Source organism: Pseudomonas cremoris (genome assembly GCF_014230465.1).
In genome coordinates, this window is sequence record NZ_JAAXCY010000008.1 from 202,776 (window position 1) to 222,698 (window position 19,923).

The 19,923-nt window shown below is 60.9% G+C and carries 17 protein-coding genes and 1 pseudogene; 11 read left to right on the plus strand and 7 right to left on the minus strand.

Annotated features, from left to right (window positions below):
* Window positions 1–51 precede the first annotated feature (51 nt).
* The 4 genes from HF257_RS20910 to edd form a co-directional block, all read right to left on the minus strand.
* A complete protein-coding gene (locus HF257_RS20910; RefSeq protein ID WP_185708105.1) occupies window positions 52–1,533 on the minus strand; it encodes an ATP-binding protein in 1,482 nt (493 codons plus the stop codon).
* A complete protein-coding gene (locus HF257_RS20915) occupies window positions 1,523–2,257 on the minus strand; it encodes a response regulator (protein WP_185708106.1) in 735 nt (244 codons plus the stop codon). Before HF257_RS20915 ends, HF257_RS20910 begins: the two co-directional genes overlap by 11 nt.
* 154 nt (window positions 2,258–2,411) lie before the next feature.
* Complete coding sequence (locus tag HF257_RS20920) at window positions 2,412–3,368, minus strand: glucokinase (protein ID WP_185708107.1); 957 nt, start codon at window positions 3,366–3,368, stop codon at window positions 2,412–2,414.
* The gene (gene edd / locus HF257_RS20925) at window positions 3,365–5,191 is read right to left on the minus strand and encodes a phosphogluconate dehydratase (RefSeq protein WP_185708108.1); all 1,827 of its coding nucleotides are present in this window, start codon (window positions 5,189–5,191) and stop codon (window positions 3,365–3,367) included. The genes HF257_RS20920 and edd overlap by 4 nt, the downstream gene beginning before the upstream one ends.
* Before the next feature lie 221 nt (window positions 5,192–5,412).
* On the opposite strand from edd, the gene gap reads away from it, so the two are divergent.
* From gap to HF257_RS33645, 8 genes and pseudogenes are all read left to right on the plus strand, one after another.
* Window positions 5,413–6,414 (plus strand): type I glyceraldehyde-3-phosphate dehydrogenase, encoded by a 1,002-nt coding sequence (gene gap / locus HF257_RS20930; protein WP_049711713.1) that lies wholly within the window; start codon window positions 5,413–5,415, stop codon window positions 6,412–6,414.
* A gap of 215 nt (window positions 6,415–6,629) precedes the next feature.
* Window positions 6,630–7,148 carry an RNA polymerase sigma factor gene (locus HF257_RS20935; RefSeq protein WP_185708109.1) on the plus strand — a complete coding sequence of 173 codons (519 nt, stop codon included), beginning with the start codon at window positions 6,630–6,632 and terminating at the stop codon, window positions 7,146–7,148.
* Window positions 7,149–7,222: 74 nt separating this feature from the next.
* Window positions 7,223–8,191, plus strand: coding sequence for a FecR family protein (locus HF257_RS20940; protein ID WP_185708110.1), 969 nt, complete (start codon window positions 7,223–7,225; stop codon window positions 8,189–8,191).
* Between the two features lie 115 nt (window positions 8,192–8,306).
* Window positions 8,307–10,877 (plus strand): TonB-dependent receptor, encoded by a 2,571-nt coding sequence (locus HF257_RS20945; protein ID WP_185708111.1) that lies wholly within the window; start codon window positions 8,307–8,309, stop codon window positions 10,875–10,877.
* A 135-nt stretch (window positions 10,878–11,012) separates the two neighbouring features.
* Entirely contained in the window at window positions 11,013–11,621 is a 609-nt protein-coding gene (locus tag HF257_RS20950; RefSeq protein WP_185708112.1) for a biliverdin-producing heme oxygenase, read from the plus strand.
* 157 nt (window positions 11,622–11,778) lie between these two features.
* Window positions 11,779–12,180, plus strand: coding sequence for a YbaN family protein (locus tag HF257_RS20955; RefSeq protein WP_185708113.1), 402 nt, complete (start codon window positions 11,779–11,781; stop codon window positions 12,178–12,180).
* 280 nt (window positions 12,181–12,460) lie between these two features.
* Window positions 12,461–13,600: pseudogene (locus HF257_RS33640) on the plus strand (PDC sensor domain-containing protein); the annotation flags it as partial.
* Window positions 13,601–13,702: 102 nt separating this feature from the next.
* Complete coding sequence (locus HF257_RS33645; RefSeq protein WP_370468593.1) at window positions 13,703–14,458, plus strand: methyl-accepting chemotaxis protein; 756 nt, start codon at window positions 13,703–13,705, stop codon at window positions 14,456–14,458.
* A 136-nt stretch (window positions 14,459–14,594) separates the two neighbouring features.
* Here the strand turns inward: HF257_RS33645 and HF257_RS20965 are convergent, their stop codons facing one another.
* Entirely contained in the window at window positions 14,595–15,158 is a 564-nt protein-coding gene (locus HF257_RS20965) for an NAD(P)H nitroreductase (RefSeq protein WP_185708115.1), read from the minus strand.
* Window positions 15,159–15,297: 139 nt separating this feature from the next.
* Here HF257_RS20965 and HF257_RS20970 point away from each other — a divergent pair, with 139 nt between their 5' ends.
* From HF257_RS20970 to HF257_RS20980, 3 genes are read left to right on the plus strand one after another with little or no spacing between them, the layout of a single operon-like run.
* The gene (locus HF257_RS20970) at window positions 15,298–16,725 is read left to right on the plus strand and encodes a di-heme oxidoreductase family protein (RefSeq protein WP_185712112.1); all 1,428 of its coding nucleotides are present in this window, start codon (window positions 15,298–15,300) and stop codon (window positions 16,723–16,725) included.
* A 31-nt stretch (window positions 16,726–16,756) separates the two neighbouring features.
* The gene (locus HF257_RS20975; RefSeq protein WP_185708117.1) at window positions 16,757–17,821 is read left to right on the plus strand and encodes an imelysin family protein; all 1,065 of its coding nucleotides are present in this window, start codon (window positions 16,757–16,759) and stop codon (window positions 17,819–17,821) included.
* Window positions 17,822–17,823: 2 nt separating this feature from the next.
* A complete protein-coding gene (locus HF257_RS20980; RefSeq protein ID WP_185708213.1) occupies window positions 17,824–18,921 on the plus strand; it encodes a DUF1513 domain-containing protein in 1,098 nt (365 codons plus the stop codon).
* Window positions 18,922–18,977: 56 nt separating this feature from the next.
* Here HF257_RS20980 and HF257_RS20985 read toward each other — a convergent pair whose 3' ends face one another.
* The gene (locus tag HF257_RS20985; protein WP_185708118.1) at window positions 18,978–19,205 is read right to left on the minus strand and encodes a hypothetical protein; all 228 of its coding nucleotides are present in this window, start codon (window positions 19,203–19,205) and stop codon (window positions 18,978–18,980) included.
* Window positions 19,202–19,921 carry a lipopolysaccharide kinase InaA family protein gene (locus HF257_RS20990; protein WP_185708119.1) on the minus strand — a complete coding sequence of 240 codons (720 nt, stop codon included), beginning with the start codon at window positions 19,919–19,921 and terminating at the stop codon, window positions 19,202–19,204. The genes HF257_RS20985 and HF257_RS20990 overlap by 4 nt, the downstream gene beginning before the upstream one ends.
* Between the last annotated feature and the right edge of the window lie 2 nt (window positions 19,922–19,923).

The window sequence follows — 19,923 nt, forward strand, 5'->3', positions numbered from 1 at the left end:
GGCACACCGCATTCGCGAGCAAGCCCGCTCCCACATGGTTTCCATGTGTATTCAGTCCAATCCACGGGGTAGTTGCAACGTCACCCGCAACCCACCTTCGCGCAAATTCTGCAAACTCACCTCGCCGCCATGGCTATGGGCAATGTTTCGCGCAATCCCCAACCCCAAGCCATAGCCCTGCTGCTGCCCGGCCAGACGAAAGTGCGGTTCGAACACCTGCTCCAACCGCTGCTCCGGCACGCCTGGCCCCTCATCATCCACGTGCAGGATGAAATCGACGCCATCGTCCTCGATATGCAAGTGAGCGTTCTGCCCGTACTTCAGGGCGTTATCGATCAGGTTGCCGATGCAGCGCTTGAGCGCCAGCGGCTTGCCCGGGTAGGTCGTCAGGGCTCGACCCTGCTGGGTCACGCGGCCATTGCCGTTCGGCGCCAGGTACGGCTCCACCAGGCAGTCGAGTACGTGGTTCAGGTCCACCGGCTCGATGTTTTCGTGAATGTCGGTGTCTTTTACGCATTGCAGCGCGCCTTTTACCAGCAACTCCAACTCATCCAGGTCGCGGCCGAACTTGGTTTGCAGGTTCTCGTCTTCGAGCAGTTCCACACGCAGTCGCAGACGGGTGATGGGAGTGCGCAGGTCGTGGGAAATCGCGCTGAACAATTGGCTGCGTTCAGTCAGGTAGCGGCTGATGCGCTCGCGCATCGCGTTGAATGCGCGGCCCACTTCCACCACTTCACTGCCGCCACCTTCGGCCACCGGCTCTACATCGGCGCCCAGGGACATATCCCGCGCCGCCCGCGCCAGGCGCTTGAGCGGTCGGCTTTGCCAGTGCACCAACAGGCCGATAAACAGCAACAGGAAGCCGCTGGTCAGCACGATAAACCACACCTGTTGGGACGGCAGGCCCTGCTCTTCCAGGCTGGTGTAGGGCTCGGGCAACAGCGAGGCGATGTACAGCCATTCACCGGGCGCGAGCTGGATCTGCGTAACCAGCACCGGCGGGTTCACCGGTTCCAGGGTCAGCGCGTAATGCGCCCAGGAGCGTGGTAATTCATCGAGCTTCAAGCCAGCGTTGAAAATGCGCAGGTCCTCGGCGCTGACGAACTCCACCGAGATATGCACGTCGGCGCCCAAGGTCTGGCGCAGCACTTCATCTACCGCTTGCAGCACCGCTTGTTTGCGTGGGGTCTGCGGCAGAATCGCCATGTCCAAGGGGCGGTCGTTGAGGGTCACCACAAAGCGAGTGCCGCCCATGCTACGCAGTTGGTCGAGGACCAACGGGCGATAGGCCACCGGCAACGAACGGAAGTAACTCACGCTGGCGGTCATCGAATGCGCCAGGCTGCGGGCGCTGGTGACCAAGCCTTCAAGCTGCGTGGCGCGTAACTGCGAAACCCAGATCACGCTGGACAGCGCCTGGGCGAACAACACCGCGAGCAAGGTCAGCAGCAACATCCGTCCCAGCAATGAGCGCGGTACCGGAAAGCGCCGGCGGCGCTCGCTCAGGTGCTCGCCCAGTTGCTCAGTGCGCATTGCCGGCAACCACGCTGGCTGCCAATTGATAACCGCTGCCACGCACGGTGCGAATCAGTCGCGGCGGCTTTTCGGTATCGCGCAGGCGCTGGCGCAAGCGACTGACAGCCATGTCGACGATACGGTCCAGCGGCATCAGGTCACGGCCACGGGTGGCGTTGCCGATGGTGTCGCGGTCGAGGATCTGTTGCGGGTGGTCGAGAAACAACTTGAGCAGGGCAAAATCGGCACCCGAGAGGATCACTTCTTCGCCATCCACATGGAACAGGCGGTGACTGATCATGTCCAGGCGCCACTCGTCGAACACCCACACATCACCACCGCCGCTGCGCTCCTGGCCAAACTGTGCACGGCGCAGCAAGGCCTTGATACGCGCCTGCAATTCGCGGGGGCTGAACGGTTTGCCGATGTAATCGTCGGCGCCCAGTTCCAGGCCGATCACGCGGTCGGTTTCATCCGAGCTGGCGGTGAGCATGATGATCGGCACCTGCGCCTGGCGCGGGTGCTGGCGAATCCAGCGGCACAGACTGAAACCGTCTTCGTCCGGCAGCATCACATCAAGGATGACCAGGTCGCAGGGCGCCTCGTTCATCGCCTGGCGGAACCCCGCGCCATCCGGCACGCCACGCACCTGGAAACCGGCGCGACTGAGGTAGGTTTGCAGCAATTCACGGATTTCCTGGTCGTCGTCGACGAGGAGAATGGATTTACTGATTACGCTCACGGGGTCCTCCTTGTTGTTATGGCCAAGCTTGAGTCATTTGTTGCCCTTGAGGCCGCTTTCGCGAGCAAGCCCGCTCCCACATTTTGCCCGCATTCCAAAGCTGGAACGCGATCAAATGTGGGAGCGGGCTTGCTCGCGAAGAGGCCATAACTAACTACGCAAAAGCCTGTTCAAGCGCCACACCCGCGCCAGTCAACCCGGAATACGGCGCGGTCACCAACCACACCGGAATGCCCGTGAAGTAGTCACTCATGCAGCCCTTGTCGCGAAAGCTCTTGGCGAAACCGCTGCTGATAAAGAAGTCGGCAAACCTCGGTATCACTCCGCCCACAATGTACACGCCACCGCGTCCACCGGTGGTCAGCACGTTGTTACCTGCCACCCGGCCCAGCCAGATGCTGAACTGGTCCAATACTTCCATCGCCACCGGGTCGCCGGCCAGGCCAGCTGCCGTGATGGCTTCGGGCGTGTCCAGCACCGGCGTGTACCCGTCCACCGCGCAAATCGCGCGGTACAGCCGTGGCAAGCCGCCGCCGCTCAACGCGGTCTCGGCGCTGACATGGCCGATTTCACTGTAAATATGCTGCCACAGCTGAGTTTCACGCGGGCTGCTCAGGGGCAGGTCGACATGGCCACCCTCCCCTGGCAGCGCCGCAAAGCGGCCAGCGCCCAGGTCCAGCAGGGTGCCGACGCCCAGGCCGGTGCCTGGGCCGATCACCACCGCCGGGCGCAACGGTTCCGGCGTGCCTTCGCAGACCACGCGAAATTCGTCGGGCTTGAGGCGGGTCATGCCCAGGGCCATGGCCGAGAAGTCATTGACCAACAGCAACTCATCGACCTGCAAGGTGTTGCAAAACGCCGTCTTGCTCAGGCGCCAGTGATTGTTGGTGAACTTGAATTCATCACCACTCACCGGCCCGGCCACCGACAGGCACACCGCACCGATATCACCGATGTGCAGGCCTTCTTCCTTGAGGTAGAACTTGATGGCCTCCTCCGGGCTGGCATGATCCGCCGTGGCGTGCACGCGGATCGAATGCAGTTCCTGGTCCCGCCACAACGCAAAACGCGCGTTGGTTCCACCGATATCACCGACCAGCGCAAGCTTCACTTAAGCGTCTCCAAGGCAGAGGTAAAGGCGCTGGCGCCTTGCTCTGCGGAGCTTGCGGCCAAGCGCATAAATGCAAACAGCTCGCGACCGGCCCCCACGTTATTGCCCAACAGGCCCGTGGCAGGCGCGCGCGCTGCAAATTCTTCGGCGTCCACCTTAAGCTCCAAGGTGCCCTTCACGCCATCGACGCGAATGATATCGCCATCGCGCACCCGTGCCAGCGGCCCGCCGCTCTGGGCTTCGGGGTTGACGTGGATCGCGGCGGGAATCTTACCCGAGGCGCCGGACATCCGCCCGTCTGTCACCAGGGCGACTTTGAAGCCACGGTCCTGCAGCACGCCGAGGAACGGGGTCATCTTGTGCAGTTCGGGCATGCCGTTGGAGCGCGGGCCCTGGAAGCGCATCACCGCGACGAAGTCTTTTTCCAGTTGGCCGGCCTTGAACGCGTCCGCCAGGTCCTGTTGGTCCTGGAACACCACCGCCGGTGCTTCGACGATCTGGTGCTCAAGGGCCACGGCCGAGACTTTCATCACACCACGGCCAAGGTTGCCTTCCATCACGCGCAAACCGCCTTCCGGCGAGAACGCACGGGCGACCGGGCGCAGGATGGTTTCGTCGAGGCTTTCGATAGGGCCGTCGCGCCAGATCAGCTCGCCATCCACCAGGAACGGTTCCTGGGTGTAACGGCTCAGGCCCTTGCCCGCGACGGTGTTGACGTCCTCGTGCAACAGGCCGGCTTCCAGCAGTTCGCGAATCAGGAACGACATGCCGCCCGCTGCCTGGAAGTGGTTGATATCGGCCTTGCCGTTTGGGTACACGTGGGACAGGGTCGGCACTACCTCGGAGAGGTCCGCCATGTCGTCCCACGTCAAAATGATACCCGCCGACATGGCGATGGCTGGCATGTGCAGAGTGTGGTTGGTGGAGCCGCCGGTGGCGTTGAGCGCGATGATGGAGTTGACGATGGACTTCTCGTCGACGATCTCGCCAATCGGCATGAAGCTGCCGTTAGCCTTGGTCAAGCGCGTGACCTGATGCGCAGCCTCGCGGGTCAGCGCATCACGCAACGGCGTGTACGGGTTGACGAACGAAGCGCCCGGCAAGTGCAGGCCCATCACTTCCATCAACAGCTGGTTGGTGTTGGCAGTGCCGTAGAAGGTGCAGGTGCCGGGGCTGTGGTAGGACTTCATCTCCGATTCCAGCAGCTCTTCACGAGTGGCCTTGCCTTCAGCGTAACGCTGGCGAACATCGGCCTTCTGCTTGTTGGAAATACCGGACGGCATCGGTCCGCCAGGCACAAAGACCATCGGCAGATGACCGTAGCGTAGCGCGCCCATCATCAGGCCCGGCACGATCTTGTCGCAGATGCCCAGCATCAGCGCGGCGTCGAACATGTTGTGGGACAGCGCTACCGCCGTGGACATGGCAATCACTTCACGGCTGAGCAGGCTCAACTCCATGCCGGGTTCGCCTTGGGTCACGCCATCGCACATGGCGGGGGTACCACCGGCGAACTGGCCGACCGAGCCGACTTCGCGCAGGGCTTTCTTGATCTGTTCAGGAAAATGTTCGTACGGCTGGTGCGCCGAGAGCATGTCGTTATATGACGAAACAATTGCCACGTTGGCGGCATTCATCATTCGCAGACTATTTTTATCTTCAGTGCCGCAACCGGCTACGCCGTGGGCGAAGTTGGCGCATTGCAGCTTGCCGCGCATCGGACCGTCGCTGGCTGCGCCGCGAATGAGCGCAAGGTAGGCCTCGCGAGTGGCGCGGCTGCGGGCGATAAGCCGTTCGGTGACCTCAAGAACGCGGGGATGCATGTATAGAACTCCAGGCTAACGGATGTGGCGACCCTCGTTCCTATGCTGGTCAAACGCCCGCCGCAAAGAGGTTGGCAGGGTGTTACTTGACCAATCGGACCAGTTGATTCAGGTCACTCGTTGTAGATTGAACAAAATATTGCCACTAAAAAGGCTTGTTTTCTATTTTTATGCGAATAATCTTGTAATTCTTACAACAAATCGACGACAGGCACTTTCCAATGACTCTTCGTATCGCAATCAATGGTTTTGGCCGTATCGGCCGTAATGTCCTGCGCGCACTGTATACCCAAGGCTACCGTCAGGATTTGCAGATCGTCGCCATCAATGATCTGGGCGACAGTTCGATCAATGCCCACCTGCTCAAATACGACACCGTCCATGGCACATTCGAAGCAGAGGTCGCTCACGATCAGGAAAGCCTGACCGTCAATGGTGACCGGATTGCCGTCAGTGCCATTCGCAACCCGGCCGACCTGCCGTGGGCTGCGCACAAGATCGACGTGGTGTTCGAATGCACCGGCCTGTTCACCGACCGCGACAAAGCTGCCGCCCATATTACCGCCGGCGCACGCAAGGTGATCATTTCTGCACCGGCCAAGGGTGCAGACGCTACCGTGGTCTACGGTGTGAACCACGATATTCTGCGTCAATCGCATCAAATCATCTCCAATGCTTCGTGCACCACCAACTGCCTGGCGCCGGTCGCCCAGGTACTGCATCGCGAGCTGGGCATCGAAAGCGGCCTGATGACCACCATTCACGCCTACACCAACGACCAGAACCTGACCGACGTCTACCACACCGACCCGTACCGTGCGCGCTCGGCTACCCAGAACATGATCCCGAGCAAGACCGGCGCCGCCGAAGCGGTGGGCCTGGTACTGCCGGAACTGGCGGGCAAACTGACTGGCATGGCCGTGCGTGTGCCGGTGATCAACGTGTCGCTGGTGGACCTCACCGTGCAGTTGAAGAAAGAAGCCACTGCCGAGCAAGTGAACGCGCTGCTGAAAGAAGCCAGCCAACATTCGAAGATCCTCGGCTACAACACCCTGCCGCTGGTTTCCAGTGACTTCAACCATAACCCGTTGTCGTCGATTTTCGATGCCAATCACACCAAAGTCAGCGGCAAATTACTGAAAGTGCTGGCGTGGTATGACAACGAGTGGGGCTTCTCCAACCGCATGCTGGATAACTGCCTGGCGCTGTGCAACGCCGAATAAAGGCCCAATAGAGATTCCCTGTGGGAGCGGGCTTGTGTGGGAGCGGGCTTGCTCGCGAATGCGGTCTGTCAGTTATAGATGCTTTGTCTGACCCACCGCTTTCGCGAGCAAGCCCGCTCCCACATTTGTCCTGCGCCAGCCCTCAAAAAAGTGCTCCTTGCTATTTGCGTTGATGATAAGCATTATCATTAACTGCAAATCGGTCTGGTATCACTGTGAGCCAATCTCGCTTCAACCAAGTCTTTCTCACCCAACGGGTGATTCTGCTACGCACCTTGCAGCGGATGGTGAATAACCACAGCACCGCCGAGGACCTGTTGCAGGAAACCTACCTGCGCGTCACCCGGGCGCTGAGTGAGCGGCCCATCGATCACCTCGAACCCTTCGTCTATCAAACGGCACGCAACCTGGCGCTGGATCATCTGCGTTCCCGTCGTATCCAGGCCCGCACACTGCAGGAAGACGTCCCGCTGGACGTCCTGCAAAGCGTCGCAGCCCCCATTAGCACGCCCGAAGACGCGACCCAGGCCGAGCAAATGCTGGAACACCTGAGTGTCAGCCTGGGCCAGCTGAGCGCCCGTCAGCAGCAGATCTTCATCCTCAGCCGCCTGCATGGCTGCAGCTATCAGGAGATTGCCGATCAGTTGGAAGTCTCTTTGAGCACCGTGCAAAAGGAACTCAAATTGATCATGGCCATCTGCGTAGGTGTAGCCCAAAGACTGGATCAGCCTTAAGCTGACCCCGGCAGACCTATCGACACACGCTGTAGGATCGATGAACAAAACGTGGCGAAGACCCGAGGAACACCGTGACGGACCCGAATAAACAGCACCCCCATGAGCTGGCTCATGAGGTGTTGCAAGACGTGGCTATGGACCAAGCCCTCGACTGGCTGATCGCCTTGCAGTGCCCGCTGCCCGGGCAACAGGCCGAATTTGAAGCCTGGCTCGCCAGCGATCCCGCCCACGTACACGCCTTTGGCAAAGCCCAGGCGGCCTGGGGGGGGGCGCCGGTGCACAGTGCCGCCGTAGCACTGGCCGCGCCGCGCAAGCCGAGCGCCTGGCGCCGCATCAAACCCCATTGGAAGCCCTTGGCAACCGCCGCCATGCTGCTGATCGGCCTGTTCAGCTTCAGCAACCTGCCGGTGCGCCTGCAAGCCGATCACCTCACCGTGGTGGGTGAACGCCAGCGCCTGCAACTGGACGAGGGCGCAAAGGTGTTGCTCAACACCAACTCGGCGTTTTCCAGCAGTATCAAGGATCACCAACGCTTGGCTCGCCTGTATCAGGGCGAAGCGTTTTTCGAAATTATCCCCAACCACGGCCTGCCTCTGGAAATCGACGCCGGCCCGGTGCGCGCCAGCGTGCGCGATACCGATTTTGCCGTGCGCTACCTCAATGGCGAGGCCCAGGTGCAGGTACAGCGTGGCAACGTGGACCTGAGCAACACCGTCGACGACGCCCGTGTGCGCCTGAGTGCCGGTGAAAGTATCCGCATCGGCCCCAAAGGTTTCGGCCCACCGGCCAAGCTCGACGCCAACAAGGACCTGGCCTGGGTGCAGGGCCGGCTGATTTTCGAGAACCGCCCGATGAGCGAAGTGCTTGCTGAACTGCGCCGCTATTACCCCGGGTGGATCATCAATACCAACGACAAACTCGCCAGCGTTGCCGTCACCGGTAACTACCGCCTCGACCAGCCCCTCGACGTCGTGCGTTCGCTGGCGCACATCACCTCGGCCAAGCTCTCGGAATACCCGGCGCTGGTGATCCTGAACTAAATGAGAATTATTTTTACTCGATAGCCTCCGGCGGTACGTCTCGTCTTAGCCAATGCAACTGATTCCTATTTGTTCAGTTCGCAACTAAAAAGATTCGTACCCCGGAGCGCTCTCGATGTCCTCTCGTTTCAACCGCCGGTCTTCCTCGCCCGTCCTATCCTTGCTGACCGCCGCTATCCTGCTGGCTGGCGCGCCGGTGATGAGCGCCAGCGCTGCCGAGCCTGTTTCACGCAGCCACGGCAATTACAACTTCAGCATCGAACAACAGCCGTTGGTCTCCGCGCTGAATGCCTTTACCAGCGTCACGGGCTGGCAAGTCGGCCTGCCGGCAGAACTGGGCCAAGGTGTGTCGTCCCCTGGCGTGCGCGGCCCCCTGTCGCCGGAAAAAGCCCTGGACCAGTTGTTGACGGGCACCAACCTGAGCTACCGAAAACTGGGCAACAACAATATCGTCCTGGAAAAACGGGTAGCCGGCAGCACCCTCAACCTGCAACAGGTGACCATCAGCGCCACCCGCCACGAGCAGGATGTGAACAGTGTGCCGAGCACCGTCAGCGTGCACGACCGCCAGGAACTGGACCGCCTCAACGTCGGCAACAGCCGCGATCTGGTGCGTTACGAGCCCGGTGTCTCGGTAGGCGGCGCTGGCACCCGTTCCGGCAATGCAGGTTTCAACATTCGAGGGATCGACGGCGACCGCATTCTCACCCAGGTCGACGGCGTCGAAGTGCCCGATCACTTCTCCAACGGCCCTTACGCACAAACCCGCCGCAACTATGTCGATCCGGAGATCGTCAAGCGCGTCGAAATCCTGCGCGGCCCAGCCTCGGCGCTGTACGGCAGCAGCGCCATCGGTGGCGCGGTGAGCTACTTCACCCTCGACCCGGACGACATCATCAAGCCTGGCAAGGACGTCGGTGCCCGCCTGAAAACCGGCTACAGCTCCGCCGACGACAGCTGGCTGACCTCCGGCACCGTCGCTGGCCGCGTACAAGACTTCGACGGTTTGCTGCACCTGAGCCAGCGCAACGGTCACGAGACCGAAACCTACGACGGCAACAACGCCACCGGCCTGGCCCGTACCGGCGCCAACCCGGAAGACGCACGTACCACCAACGTGCTGGCCAAGCTGGGCTGGAACTATGGCGATGAGAACCGCCTGGGCCTGACGTACGAGAAGTACAAGGATGACCGCGACACCAATCAGAAAAGCGCCGTGGGTGGGCCGTTCAACGCCGGTCCGTCGATGAACCTTTACCGTGCACGCGTGGGTAACGACACCATCACCCGCGAACGCTTCGGCCTGGAAAACACCTTTGCCCTGAACGCGCCGTTTGCCGATCACATCAAGACCAGCCTCAACTATCAGATCGCCAAGACCGACCAGACCACGGCCGAACACTACGTTTCCGGCGCGCGCAACTTGACGCGTGACCGCCAGACGCTCTACCAGGAAAAACAATGGGTATTCGATGCCCAACTGGACAAGGCGTTTGCCATCGCCGACACCGACCATGTGCTGACCTACGGCACCACCATCAAACAAGCCAAAGTCACCGGTTCCCGTACCGGCAGCGCAACCTGCCTGACCGTCAGCACCTATTGCGCTGCAATCGGCGGCCCGAGCACGTTCCCTTCGGACAAAGTGGTACCGGCCAGCGACTTCCCGGACCCGACCATCAACACCTACGCCCTGTTCGCCCAGGACCAGATCAACTGGGGCAAGTGGACCTTCCTGCCCAGCGTTCGTTATGACTACACCCAGCTCAAGCCCAAGCTGACCGAGGACTTCCTCAACTCCACCGACCCGAACCGCGTCTACCCACATGACGACAGCGACAAGACCTGGCACCGCGTCTCGCCAAAATTCGGCCTGACTTACGCCCTGACCGATAACTACACCTGGTTCGGCCAATACGCCGAAGGCTTCCGCACGCCGTCGGCCAAAGCCCTGTACGGCCGCTTTGAAAACATCCAGCAAGGCTACGTGGTAGAACCTAACTCGGACCTCAAGCCGGAAAGCAGCAAGAGCTTCGAAACCGGCCTGCGCGGCAACTTCGAGTCGGGCAACTTCGACGTGGCGGTGTTCTATAACAAGTACCACGACTTCATCAACGAAGACGCTGCGTTGCTGTCGCCCAGCGGCACGGCCTTCAAGGCCAGCAACATCAAGCGCGCCACCATCAAGGGCGTGGAAGCCAAAGGCCGTCTGAACCTGGACGCCTTCGGTGCCCCGCAGGGCCTGTATACCCAGGGCTCGGTGGCGTATGCCTACGGCCGTAACGAAGACACCGGCGAGCCGATCAACAGCGTCAATCCGCTCAAGGGCGTATTCGGCCTGGGTTACGAGCAAGAGACCTACGGCGCGCTGGTCAGCTGGACCTTGGTCAAGAAGCAGGATCGGGTCGACAAAAACACCTTCTTCTCGCCAGACGGCGACCAGAAAAAAGCACCGTTCAAGACGCCTGGTTTCGGCACCGTCGACCTGACCGGTTTCTACAAAGTCACCGACGACGTGACCGTCAATGGTGGCCTGTACAACGTCACCGACAAGAAATACTGGAACTGGGACGACGTGCGCAGCTTCGACAGCATTGGCGAAGCCGGCGTGACCGCGCCCGCCAACATCGACCGCCTGACCCAACCTGGCCGCAACTTTGCGATCAACGTGATCTGGGATATCTGATAGCGCTCACCTCACCCCGTCTAAATTTCATCGACGGGGTGAGGATTTTTTACTGTGCCGCGTCTTCTTGTTCGTCTAGTTGATAACAGCTCTCTTTAGGGCAATAAGGCGCTCCTCTTCTCAAGGACTTTTTTCATGACCGCATCTCCCACCGCAGAACGCCCAAGCCTGCGCTCCCAGCGCCTGAACCAGATCACCCACTCGCCGCACGCCAAGCTCGATGCGCTGGTGAAAGCCCACGCGCCGTTTGAAACCCAGGCCAACTTCGCCCGCTTCGTGGTGGCGCAATACCTGTTCCAGTCGGAATTGGTGGCGTTGTACAACGATGCCGAGCTAATCAAGATTATCCCCGACCTGGCCGCACGCTGCCGCGCCGAAGCCGCCAAATTGGACCTGGGCGACCTCGACACCGAAGTGCCTGCCCCGGTGGCCGGCGCAGTGAAAAACCCTAGCAAGGCCGAGGCCCTGGGCTGGCTGTTCGTGTCTGAAGGCTCCAAGCTGGGTGCTGCGTTCCTGATCAAGCGCGCCGTGGGCCTGGGCCTGAGCGAAACCTTCGGTGCCCGCCACCTGGGCGAGCCGGCGGGTGGTCGTGCCGAAGGCTGGAAGCGCTTTACTCGCACCCTCGATGGCCTGGAGTTCAGCGCCGAAGAAGAGGCTGCCGTGGAAAAAGGTGCAATTGACGCGTTTGTGCGCTTCACCGTATTGCTGGAACAGGCGTACGCTAGCGCCCCTGAACTGGCCTGATTCCTAACTGGAATGCAGTTTAAATGTGGGAGCGGGCTTGCTCGCGAATGCGGTGGATCAGTTGACGCATGTGCTGGCTGACCCACTGCATTCGCGAGCAAGCCCGCTCCCACATTTGAATATCATTTCAAGCTGATTTTCTGTGATCCTCCTACCCATGACCGGCAAAACCCAATCCATCTCCAAAATCGCCCAAATCCTCTTCGGCCTGCTGGCCTACGTCAGCCTGGGCATCGGGCTGGTGGCGATCGTGATACCGGGTTTGCCCACCACTGAATTCATCTTGCTGGCCGCCTGGGCCGCCACCAAAAGCTCGCCGCGCCTGAGCGCCTGGCTGGAGAACCACCGGCTGTTCGGGCCGATCCTGTTCAACTGGCGCAACGGCAAGATCATTGCGCGCCGAGCCAAGGTCAGCGCCACCGTGAGCATGTTGGTGTGCGCGATCCTGATGCTGGTGATGCTCGACCACGGCTGGCCGATTTACCTGGCAATTGCCGGGATGAGCCTGGGCAACCTGTGGATCTGGTCACGCCCTGAACGCCTCGCAGCCCCCGTATAACGTTGCGTGTAGGTTTTTTCCTACCGCTCATCGCCTCCCCCTAATGAAACACCTCGTTACGCCGATGTTCCGGACATAGCGCCGAATGGACTTGGCTCGCCCTGCGTGCATTTCAACAAGACCATTCGCGAGTGAACCTATGTTCAAAACCCTCTCCATCCGCTTGAAAATCGTGTTGTTGTCCGGTCTATGCCTGCTGGGGGTGATCGCACTCGTCGTCGGCGTCAACATTTACGAGGCCGATCAGAATAACCATCTGGTCAGCGACTCAAGCTCGCGAATGCTCACCCACAGCGTGCAGGACTTGCTGCAATCCAAAGCCGCCGAGCAAGCCGCGCAACTGCAGAAAACCTTTGGCGAAAACCTCCTGGTGGTCACCGCCCTCGCGGACCAGGTCAAAGACCTGCGCAACCTGGCGACCAAACGGCAACTGGAGCCTGGTGCGCTGCGCGAAGAGCTCAACCAGAGCCTCAAGACCGCGTTTGAGCGCAACAACAAAGTGCTCGGCATCTGGTTGTCGTTCGAACCCAATGGGCTGGACGGCAAGGACAGCGAATTCATCGACGACAAGGCCCGCGTCTCCAATGAAAAAGGCCGCTTCTCCAGCTACTGGAGCCGTGCCGGCGGTGAAGGCCTGAACACGATCATGGTCGAGGACGACCTGACCAAGACCACCCTCAACCTCAGCGGTACGCCCTACAACATCTGGTACACCTGCCCACGCGACACGCGCAGTGTTTGCCTGTTGGACCCGTATGCCGACGAAGTCGCCGGCAAGTCGATGCTGATGACCACCATCTCGCTGCCGCTGATCGTGGACGGCAAAGTCATCGGCGTGGTCGGCATCGATATCGCCCTCAACACCCTGCAGGCCACCACGGACGCCGCGCAAAAGGAGCTGTTCGACGGTGCAGCGCACTTGGAGATCCTGTCCAGCTCAGGCCTGATTGCGGCGTACAGCGGCGAACCCGACCGGGTCGGCAAAAACCTGATCAACACCCTCGGCGCTGAGGGCAAGGAGATCGTGCAACTGCTGGCCAGCGACACGCGCATGATCCGCGAACAGGAAGACACCATCCGCGCCGTGTACCCGGTCAAGCCGATTAACGACGCCAAGTCCTGGGGCATCGTGATCAAACTGCCCAAGCAAGTCATGCTGGCCGACACACTCAAACTGCAAACCCTGCTCGACAAGGCCCAAGACGCCGGCACGCTCAAGGCGCTACTGGTCGGTGCCGCTGCCGGCCTGCTTGGCCTGCTGCTGATGTGGCTGAGCGCCACCGGCGTAACCCGGCCGATCAACAGCGTGGCCGCCATGCTCAAGGACATCGCCAGCGGCGACGGCGACCTCACCCAGCGCCTGGCCTACGCCAAGCAAGACGAACTGGGTGAGCTGGTGAACTGGTTCAACCGCTTCCTCGACAAGCTGCAACCAACCATTGCCCAGATCAAGCAGAGCATTACCGAAGCCCGTGGCACTGCCGATCAGTCCTCTGCCATCGCGCGCCAGACCAGTGAGGGTATGCAAGTGCAGTTCCGCGAGATCGACCAGGTCGCCACCGCCTCCAATGAAATGAGCGCGACCGCCCACGATGTCGCCAACAGCGCCTCCAATGCCGCCAGCGCGGCACGCGGCGCCGATCAGTCGGCGCGTGAAGGCATGTCGATCATTGAGCAAAGCACCCGCGACATCACCACCCTCGCCGAAGAAGTCAGCAAGGCCGTGGGCGAAGTCGAGGCCCTGGCGGTGAACAGCGAACAGATTGGCTCAGTGCTGGAAGTGATCCGCAGCATCGCCGAGCAGACCAACCTGCTGGCCCTCAACGCAGCGATTGAAGCGGCACGCGCCGGGGAAAGCGGGCGTGGGTTTGCGGTGGTGGCCGACGAAGTGCGCAACCTGGCCAAGCGCACCCAGGATTCAGTGGAGGAAATTCGCCTGGTGATCGAGCGTATCCAGAGCGGCACCCGTGGCGTGGTGGCGACCATGCATTCAAGCCAAAGCCAGGCCCAGAGCAATGCCGGGCAGATTCATCAAGCGGTGCAGGCGTTGGGCAAGATCAGCGATGCGGTAACCGTGATCAGCGACATGAACCTGCAAATCGCCAGCGCCGCCGAACAACAAAGCGCGGTGGCCGAAGAGGTCAATCGCAACGTCTCGGCAATCCGCACCGTGACCGAAACACTCACTGGCCAGGCCACCGAGTCGGCGGCCATCAGCAGCCAACTGAATGCATTGGCCAGCCAGCAGATGAAGTTGATGGATCAGTTTCGGGTGTAAACCCGATCCTCAACACAATGAAGATCCCCTTGTGGGAGCGGGCTTGCTCGCGAAGGCGGTGGGCCAGTCACTACATACATGACTGACCCACCGCTTTCGCGAGCAAGCCCGCTCCCACATTTAGATCACTGTAACCTTAGAGACCCGGCCAGGCTTGGACAAACGCCGCCACATCTTCCTTCTGCGGCGTACGCGGCGGGTTCTGTGGCGTGCCCAGGTACAGGAAGCCAATCACTTCCTCATCTGCCGTCAGCCCCAAGCCCTTGGCGACGTGGGCCGAGTACGACAATTCACCCGTGCGCCACACAGCCCCAATGCCCTGGGCATAAGCCGCCAGCAGAATTCCGTGGGCCGCACAGCCTGCCGCCAGCAGTTGCTCGGACTTCGGCACTTTGAAGTGTTCCTGCAGGCGGGCAATCACCACCACCACCAGCGGCGCGCGCAACGGGCCGTTCTGAGCTTTGTCGATCACGGCTTGTGGGGCATCGGCATCCTGCAGGCGGGCAGCTTCTGCCAGCAGCGTGCCCATCTGCTCACGGGCTGCACCTTCTACGGTGAGAAAACGCCAAGGGCGCAACTGGCCATGGTCGGGTGCACGCATGGCGGCAGCGAACAGCACGTCGCGCTGCTCCTGGGTCGGTGCCGGCTCCAGCAAACGCGGCACGGAAACACGGTTGAGCAAAGCGTCGAGAGCCTGCATTGGCCACCTCCAGAGAAAAATGTGCGGTCATTCTAGCGGGAATGGGTTGCCACCCACCAAACGATAATTGCTCTTATTCATTCGGCCCTGCCCTGTTAGACTTTGCGACCTTATTTTTAGCCTTCGTCCGGGAAACTCGATGTTCCGTTCGCTTTTTCGCCTGTGCGCAGCATTCCTGGCCTTGAGCCTGGTGGCCTGCGATGACGCGCCAAGGTTTACCAAGGCAGAGCCGGGTGAATCACGGGCCGGTGGCGCGACGACGGTGAATAAACGTGATCAGAATGCATTTTCCCTGCCTTCGGCCAACCTGTCGCCCACGCGCCGTCTGGATTTCAGCGTCGGCAACAGCTTCTTTCGCAGCCCGTGGGTGATTGCACCTTCCACCACCACTGCGCGTGACGGCCTTGGCCCGCTGTTCAACACCAATGCCTGCCAGAACTGCCATATCAAGGACGGTCGCGGCCATCCGCCGCTGCTCGATGCTCCCAATGCGGTGTCGATGCTGGTGCGACTGTCGATTCCGGACACCCAGGTCAACGCCAAGCTCATCGAGCAAGTCGGCGTGGTGCCCGAGCCGGTCTACGGTGGGCAATTGCAAGACATGGCCGTGCCAGGCGTACCGCCGGAAGGCAAGGTGCGGGTCGACTACACGCCGGTCACTGTGACGTTCAAGGACGGCACCGTGGTGGAATTGCGTAAACCAGACCTGCAAATCACCCAACTCGGCTATGGCCCGATGCACCCAGATACACTTTTTTCAGCGCGCATTGCCCCGCCCATGATCGGCCTGGGCCTGCTCGAAGCCATCGGCGATGCCGATATCCTGCGCAACACCGACCCCAAAACCGCCGACAAAGAAGCCATCGTCGGCCGTGCCAACTGGGTCTGGGATGATGCGCAACACAAGACAGTGCTCGGGCGTTTTGGCTGGAATGCCGGGCAACCGAATCTCAATCAACAAAATGTTCACGCGTTTTCTGGTGATATGGGCCTCACCACGTCCCTGAGACCCTTTGATGACTGCACCGACGCCCAAGTGGCCTGCAAACAGGCACCCAATGGCAATGGCCCCGATGGCGAGCCAGAAGTCAGCGACAACATCCTGCGCCTGGTGCTGTTTTACACCCGTAACCTTGCAGTGCCTGCACGCCGCGACGTCAATACGCCGCAGGTACTGGCCGGCAAGAATTTGTTCTATCAGGCCGGTTGCCAGGGTTGCCACAGGCCATCCTTCACCACGGCAGCGAACGCCGCCGAACCTGAGCTGGCCAACCAAGTGATCCGCCCGTACAGCGACCTGTTGCTGCACGACATGGGCGAAGGCCTTGCCGACAACCGCAGCGAATTCAAGGCGGGTGGCCGCGACTGGCGCACCGCGCCGTTGTGGGGCATCGGCTTGACGCAAACCGTGAGTGGCCACACCCAGTTCCTGCATGACGGCCGCGCCCGCAACCTGCTGGAAGCCGTGCTATGGCACGGCGGTGAAGCTCAAGCGGCGCAGCAGCATGTGTTGTCCTTTAATGCCGAGCAGCGGGCTGCGTTGCTGGCGTTCCTGAACTCTTTATAAGCGTTGCCCCAATTACAGAAGGGAGCTCTACATGTTCCGTCCCAAGTTGTTGTTCACCAGCCTGGCCGCCCTTGCATTGGGCGCCTGCTCGCCGCAAGACCCGCAAGCAGTGACCTCGGCGGCTATCGCCAAGCAAGTCATCCTGCCGACCTACAGCCGTTGGGTAGAAGCGGACCGTCAACTGGCCGTCAGCGCATTGGCCTACTGCCAGGGCAAGGAAAGCCTGGAGACCGCCCGTGCCGACTTCCTCCACGCACAAAAAGCCTGGGCTGAGCTGCAACCGCTGCTGATTGGCCCATTGGCCGAGGGTAACCGTTCGTGGCAGGTGCAATTCTGGCCGGACAAGAAGAACCTGGTCGGTCGTCAGGTTGAACAGTTGGTGACCGCCCAGCCGCAAATCGATGGCGCCGCACTGGCCAAGTCGAGCGTTGTGGTACAAGGCTTGTCGGCTTACGAATACATCCTCTACGACGCCAAGACCGACATCGCCGACGAAGCCCAGAAAGCCCGTTACTGCCCGCTGCTGGTTGCCATTGGTGACCGTCAAAAGGCCCTGGCCGAAGAAATTCTGGCCAGCTGGAACAGCACCGACGGCATGCTCGCGCAGATGACCAAGTTTCCTAACCAGCGCTACGCCGATTCCCATGAAGCCATCGCCGATCTGCTGCGCGTCCAAGTGACCGCACTGGATACCCTGAAGAAGAAACTCGGTACGCCGATGGGCCGCCAGACCAAAGGTATCCCGCAGCCATTCCAGGCTGATGCGTGGCGCAGTGAATCGTCCCTGCAAAGCCTTGAAGCCAGCCTGGCTGCCGCCCAAACCGTGTGGGTCGGCGTCGACAACAAAGGCCTGCGTGGCCTGCTGCCGTCCGATCAGAAGCCGTTGGCCGACAAGATCGACGCCGCCTATGCCGCCTCCCTGAAGCTGTTCGCCAGCAATCAGCGCACCCTCAATGAACTACTGGCAGACGACGCCGGACGCCAGCAACTCAACGACCTCTACGACAGCCTCAACGTTGTCCACCGCCTGCACGAAGGCGAGCTGGCCAAGGCGCTGGGCATCCAACTGGGCTTTAACGCCAACGACGGTGACTGATGATGCTCAGGCGACAGGCTTTGGCGATTGGCAGCGTGCTGCTCAGCGCCCTTACTTTGGGTGGCTGGACGTTATTCCAGCAGAAGGACAAGGGCCCGCTGCTGTTGTCGGCGCGGGATGATGCAGACGGCAAGCACTATGCCGTAGGCTATCGCCTGGACGGCAAGCAGGTGTTTGCCACCCAGGTCGGCCAGCGCTGCCACGACATCATCAACCACCCGACGCTGCCGATTGCGCTGTTCGTCGCCCGTCGCCCGGGCACCGGGAGTTACCTGATCGACCTGCGTGATGGCGCGCTGCTGCAAACCATCACCTCGAACGTCAATCGCCACTTCTATGGTCACGCGGTGATCCACAAGAGCGGCGACTGGCTGTATGCCACCGAGAACGACACGACCGACCCCGGCCGTGGCCTGCTCGGTGTGTATCAGTTTGAAGGCGAGCGGCTGGTGCACACCGGCGAGATTTCCACCCACGGCATCGGCCCGCATCAAGTGTCGTGGATGCCTGATGGCGAAACCCTGGTGGTAGCCAACGGTGGTATTCGCACCGAGGCGGAAAGCCGCGTGGAGATGAACCTCAACGCCATGGAGCCGAGCCTGGTATTGATGCAGCGCGACGGCACGCTGATCAGCAAGGAAACCCTGGGCCAACAGATGAACAGCGTGCGTCATATGGGGATCGCCGCCGATGGCACCATCCTCACCGGACAGCAGTTCATGGGGCCGTCCCAAGAGCGTTCCGAGTTGCTGGCAATCAAGCGGCCGGGACAGCCATTCGTCGCGTTCCCGGTGGCGGACGAGCAGTTGCAGGCGATGGGGCATTACACCGCCAGCGTCGCGGTGCACAGCCAATTGCGTCTGGTGGCCCTGACCGCACCGCGGGGTAATCGCTTTTTTATCTGGGACATGGACAGCGGCAAGCTGCGCCTGGATGGCCCACTGCCCGACTGTGCCGGTGTAGGCGCCGTGGCAGATGGATTTGTCGTCACCTCTGGCCAAGGACGCTGCCGCTTCTACGATTGCCGTCAGAAACAGCTGGTGGCAAAGCCGTTGGAATTACCGGCGGGGCTCTGGGATAACCATCTGCATCTGATCTGACAGGCAAAAAAAAGAGCCTCGCATCGCAAGGCCCTTTCTCGGGGGTTTGAATCGTTTCAACTCTGCGGCCTCATCCCTTGAGACATTCCAAACATAAACAGCAACAGCTCATGGTCAGGCTTGGCCGCGACACTCGCCTTGGCGACGCGCGGCAACAGGCATTGCGCGCTACTCTGCGCCGCACTGAGCACCTGCGTGCGAGGCTGTTCCCACGCCGCCAACGCCAGGGCTGCAATGCCCAGCGCCCCGACCAAAAACACACCTCGTGCTATTTCTAGCTTCATCTGGTTAAACCCTTGATAGCGCTGCCAAACGCCGTCTCATAAAAGTAGCTGAGTTTTGTCCAGTCAGCGCTGTTCCACGACGAATGGCGGCGCAGTTGCAGCATGTCATGGGAGGCGGCCCGATAAGCGGTCAACCGCTGGCGGCATTTCTCGAAATCCAACAGCGCCACTTCCACGTTGGCCGAGTCGCCCTCCCCCGTCACACGCACGAAAATATGCTTGCTGTACAAACAACCGTGCTGCCAACGGCCCTTGTGCATACGCGCCAAAGTGCCGGCCAACTCCCTGAGCACGCGCTCGTGCACCAACTCGCCGTAGCGTTCGCGGCCGCCAGCGGCGTACCAGTTGTCAATTTCGTCGAAGCCGTCGAGGGATGCGGTGACCAACAATGCTTTCCATTGGTGCTGAGAGTCACGACGCGCCTCGCAAAAGACCATCTCTGGCACACGCACATCCAGCAAGCGCAGGCCTTTGATGGCATCCCGCTCTCGCAACACTGTGGGGCGACCAAATGGGTGCAACCAACTGCGGTAGATATGGCCGGTCTGGCGCTTGCTGTAGAGCAAGCGGCCATTGCTGCTCATTACCCGCTGCACGCCGCTTTCACCACCGCGGCGACGGTTGGGCTCCTCGACCCACTCGCCCTGCTGGCGCCAGAAATAATCAAATCGTTCTTCGGGAGCTACATGACTGCCTACCGCAGACTCAACTGCCATCC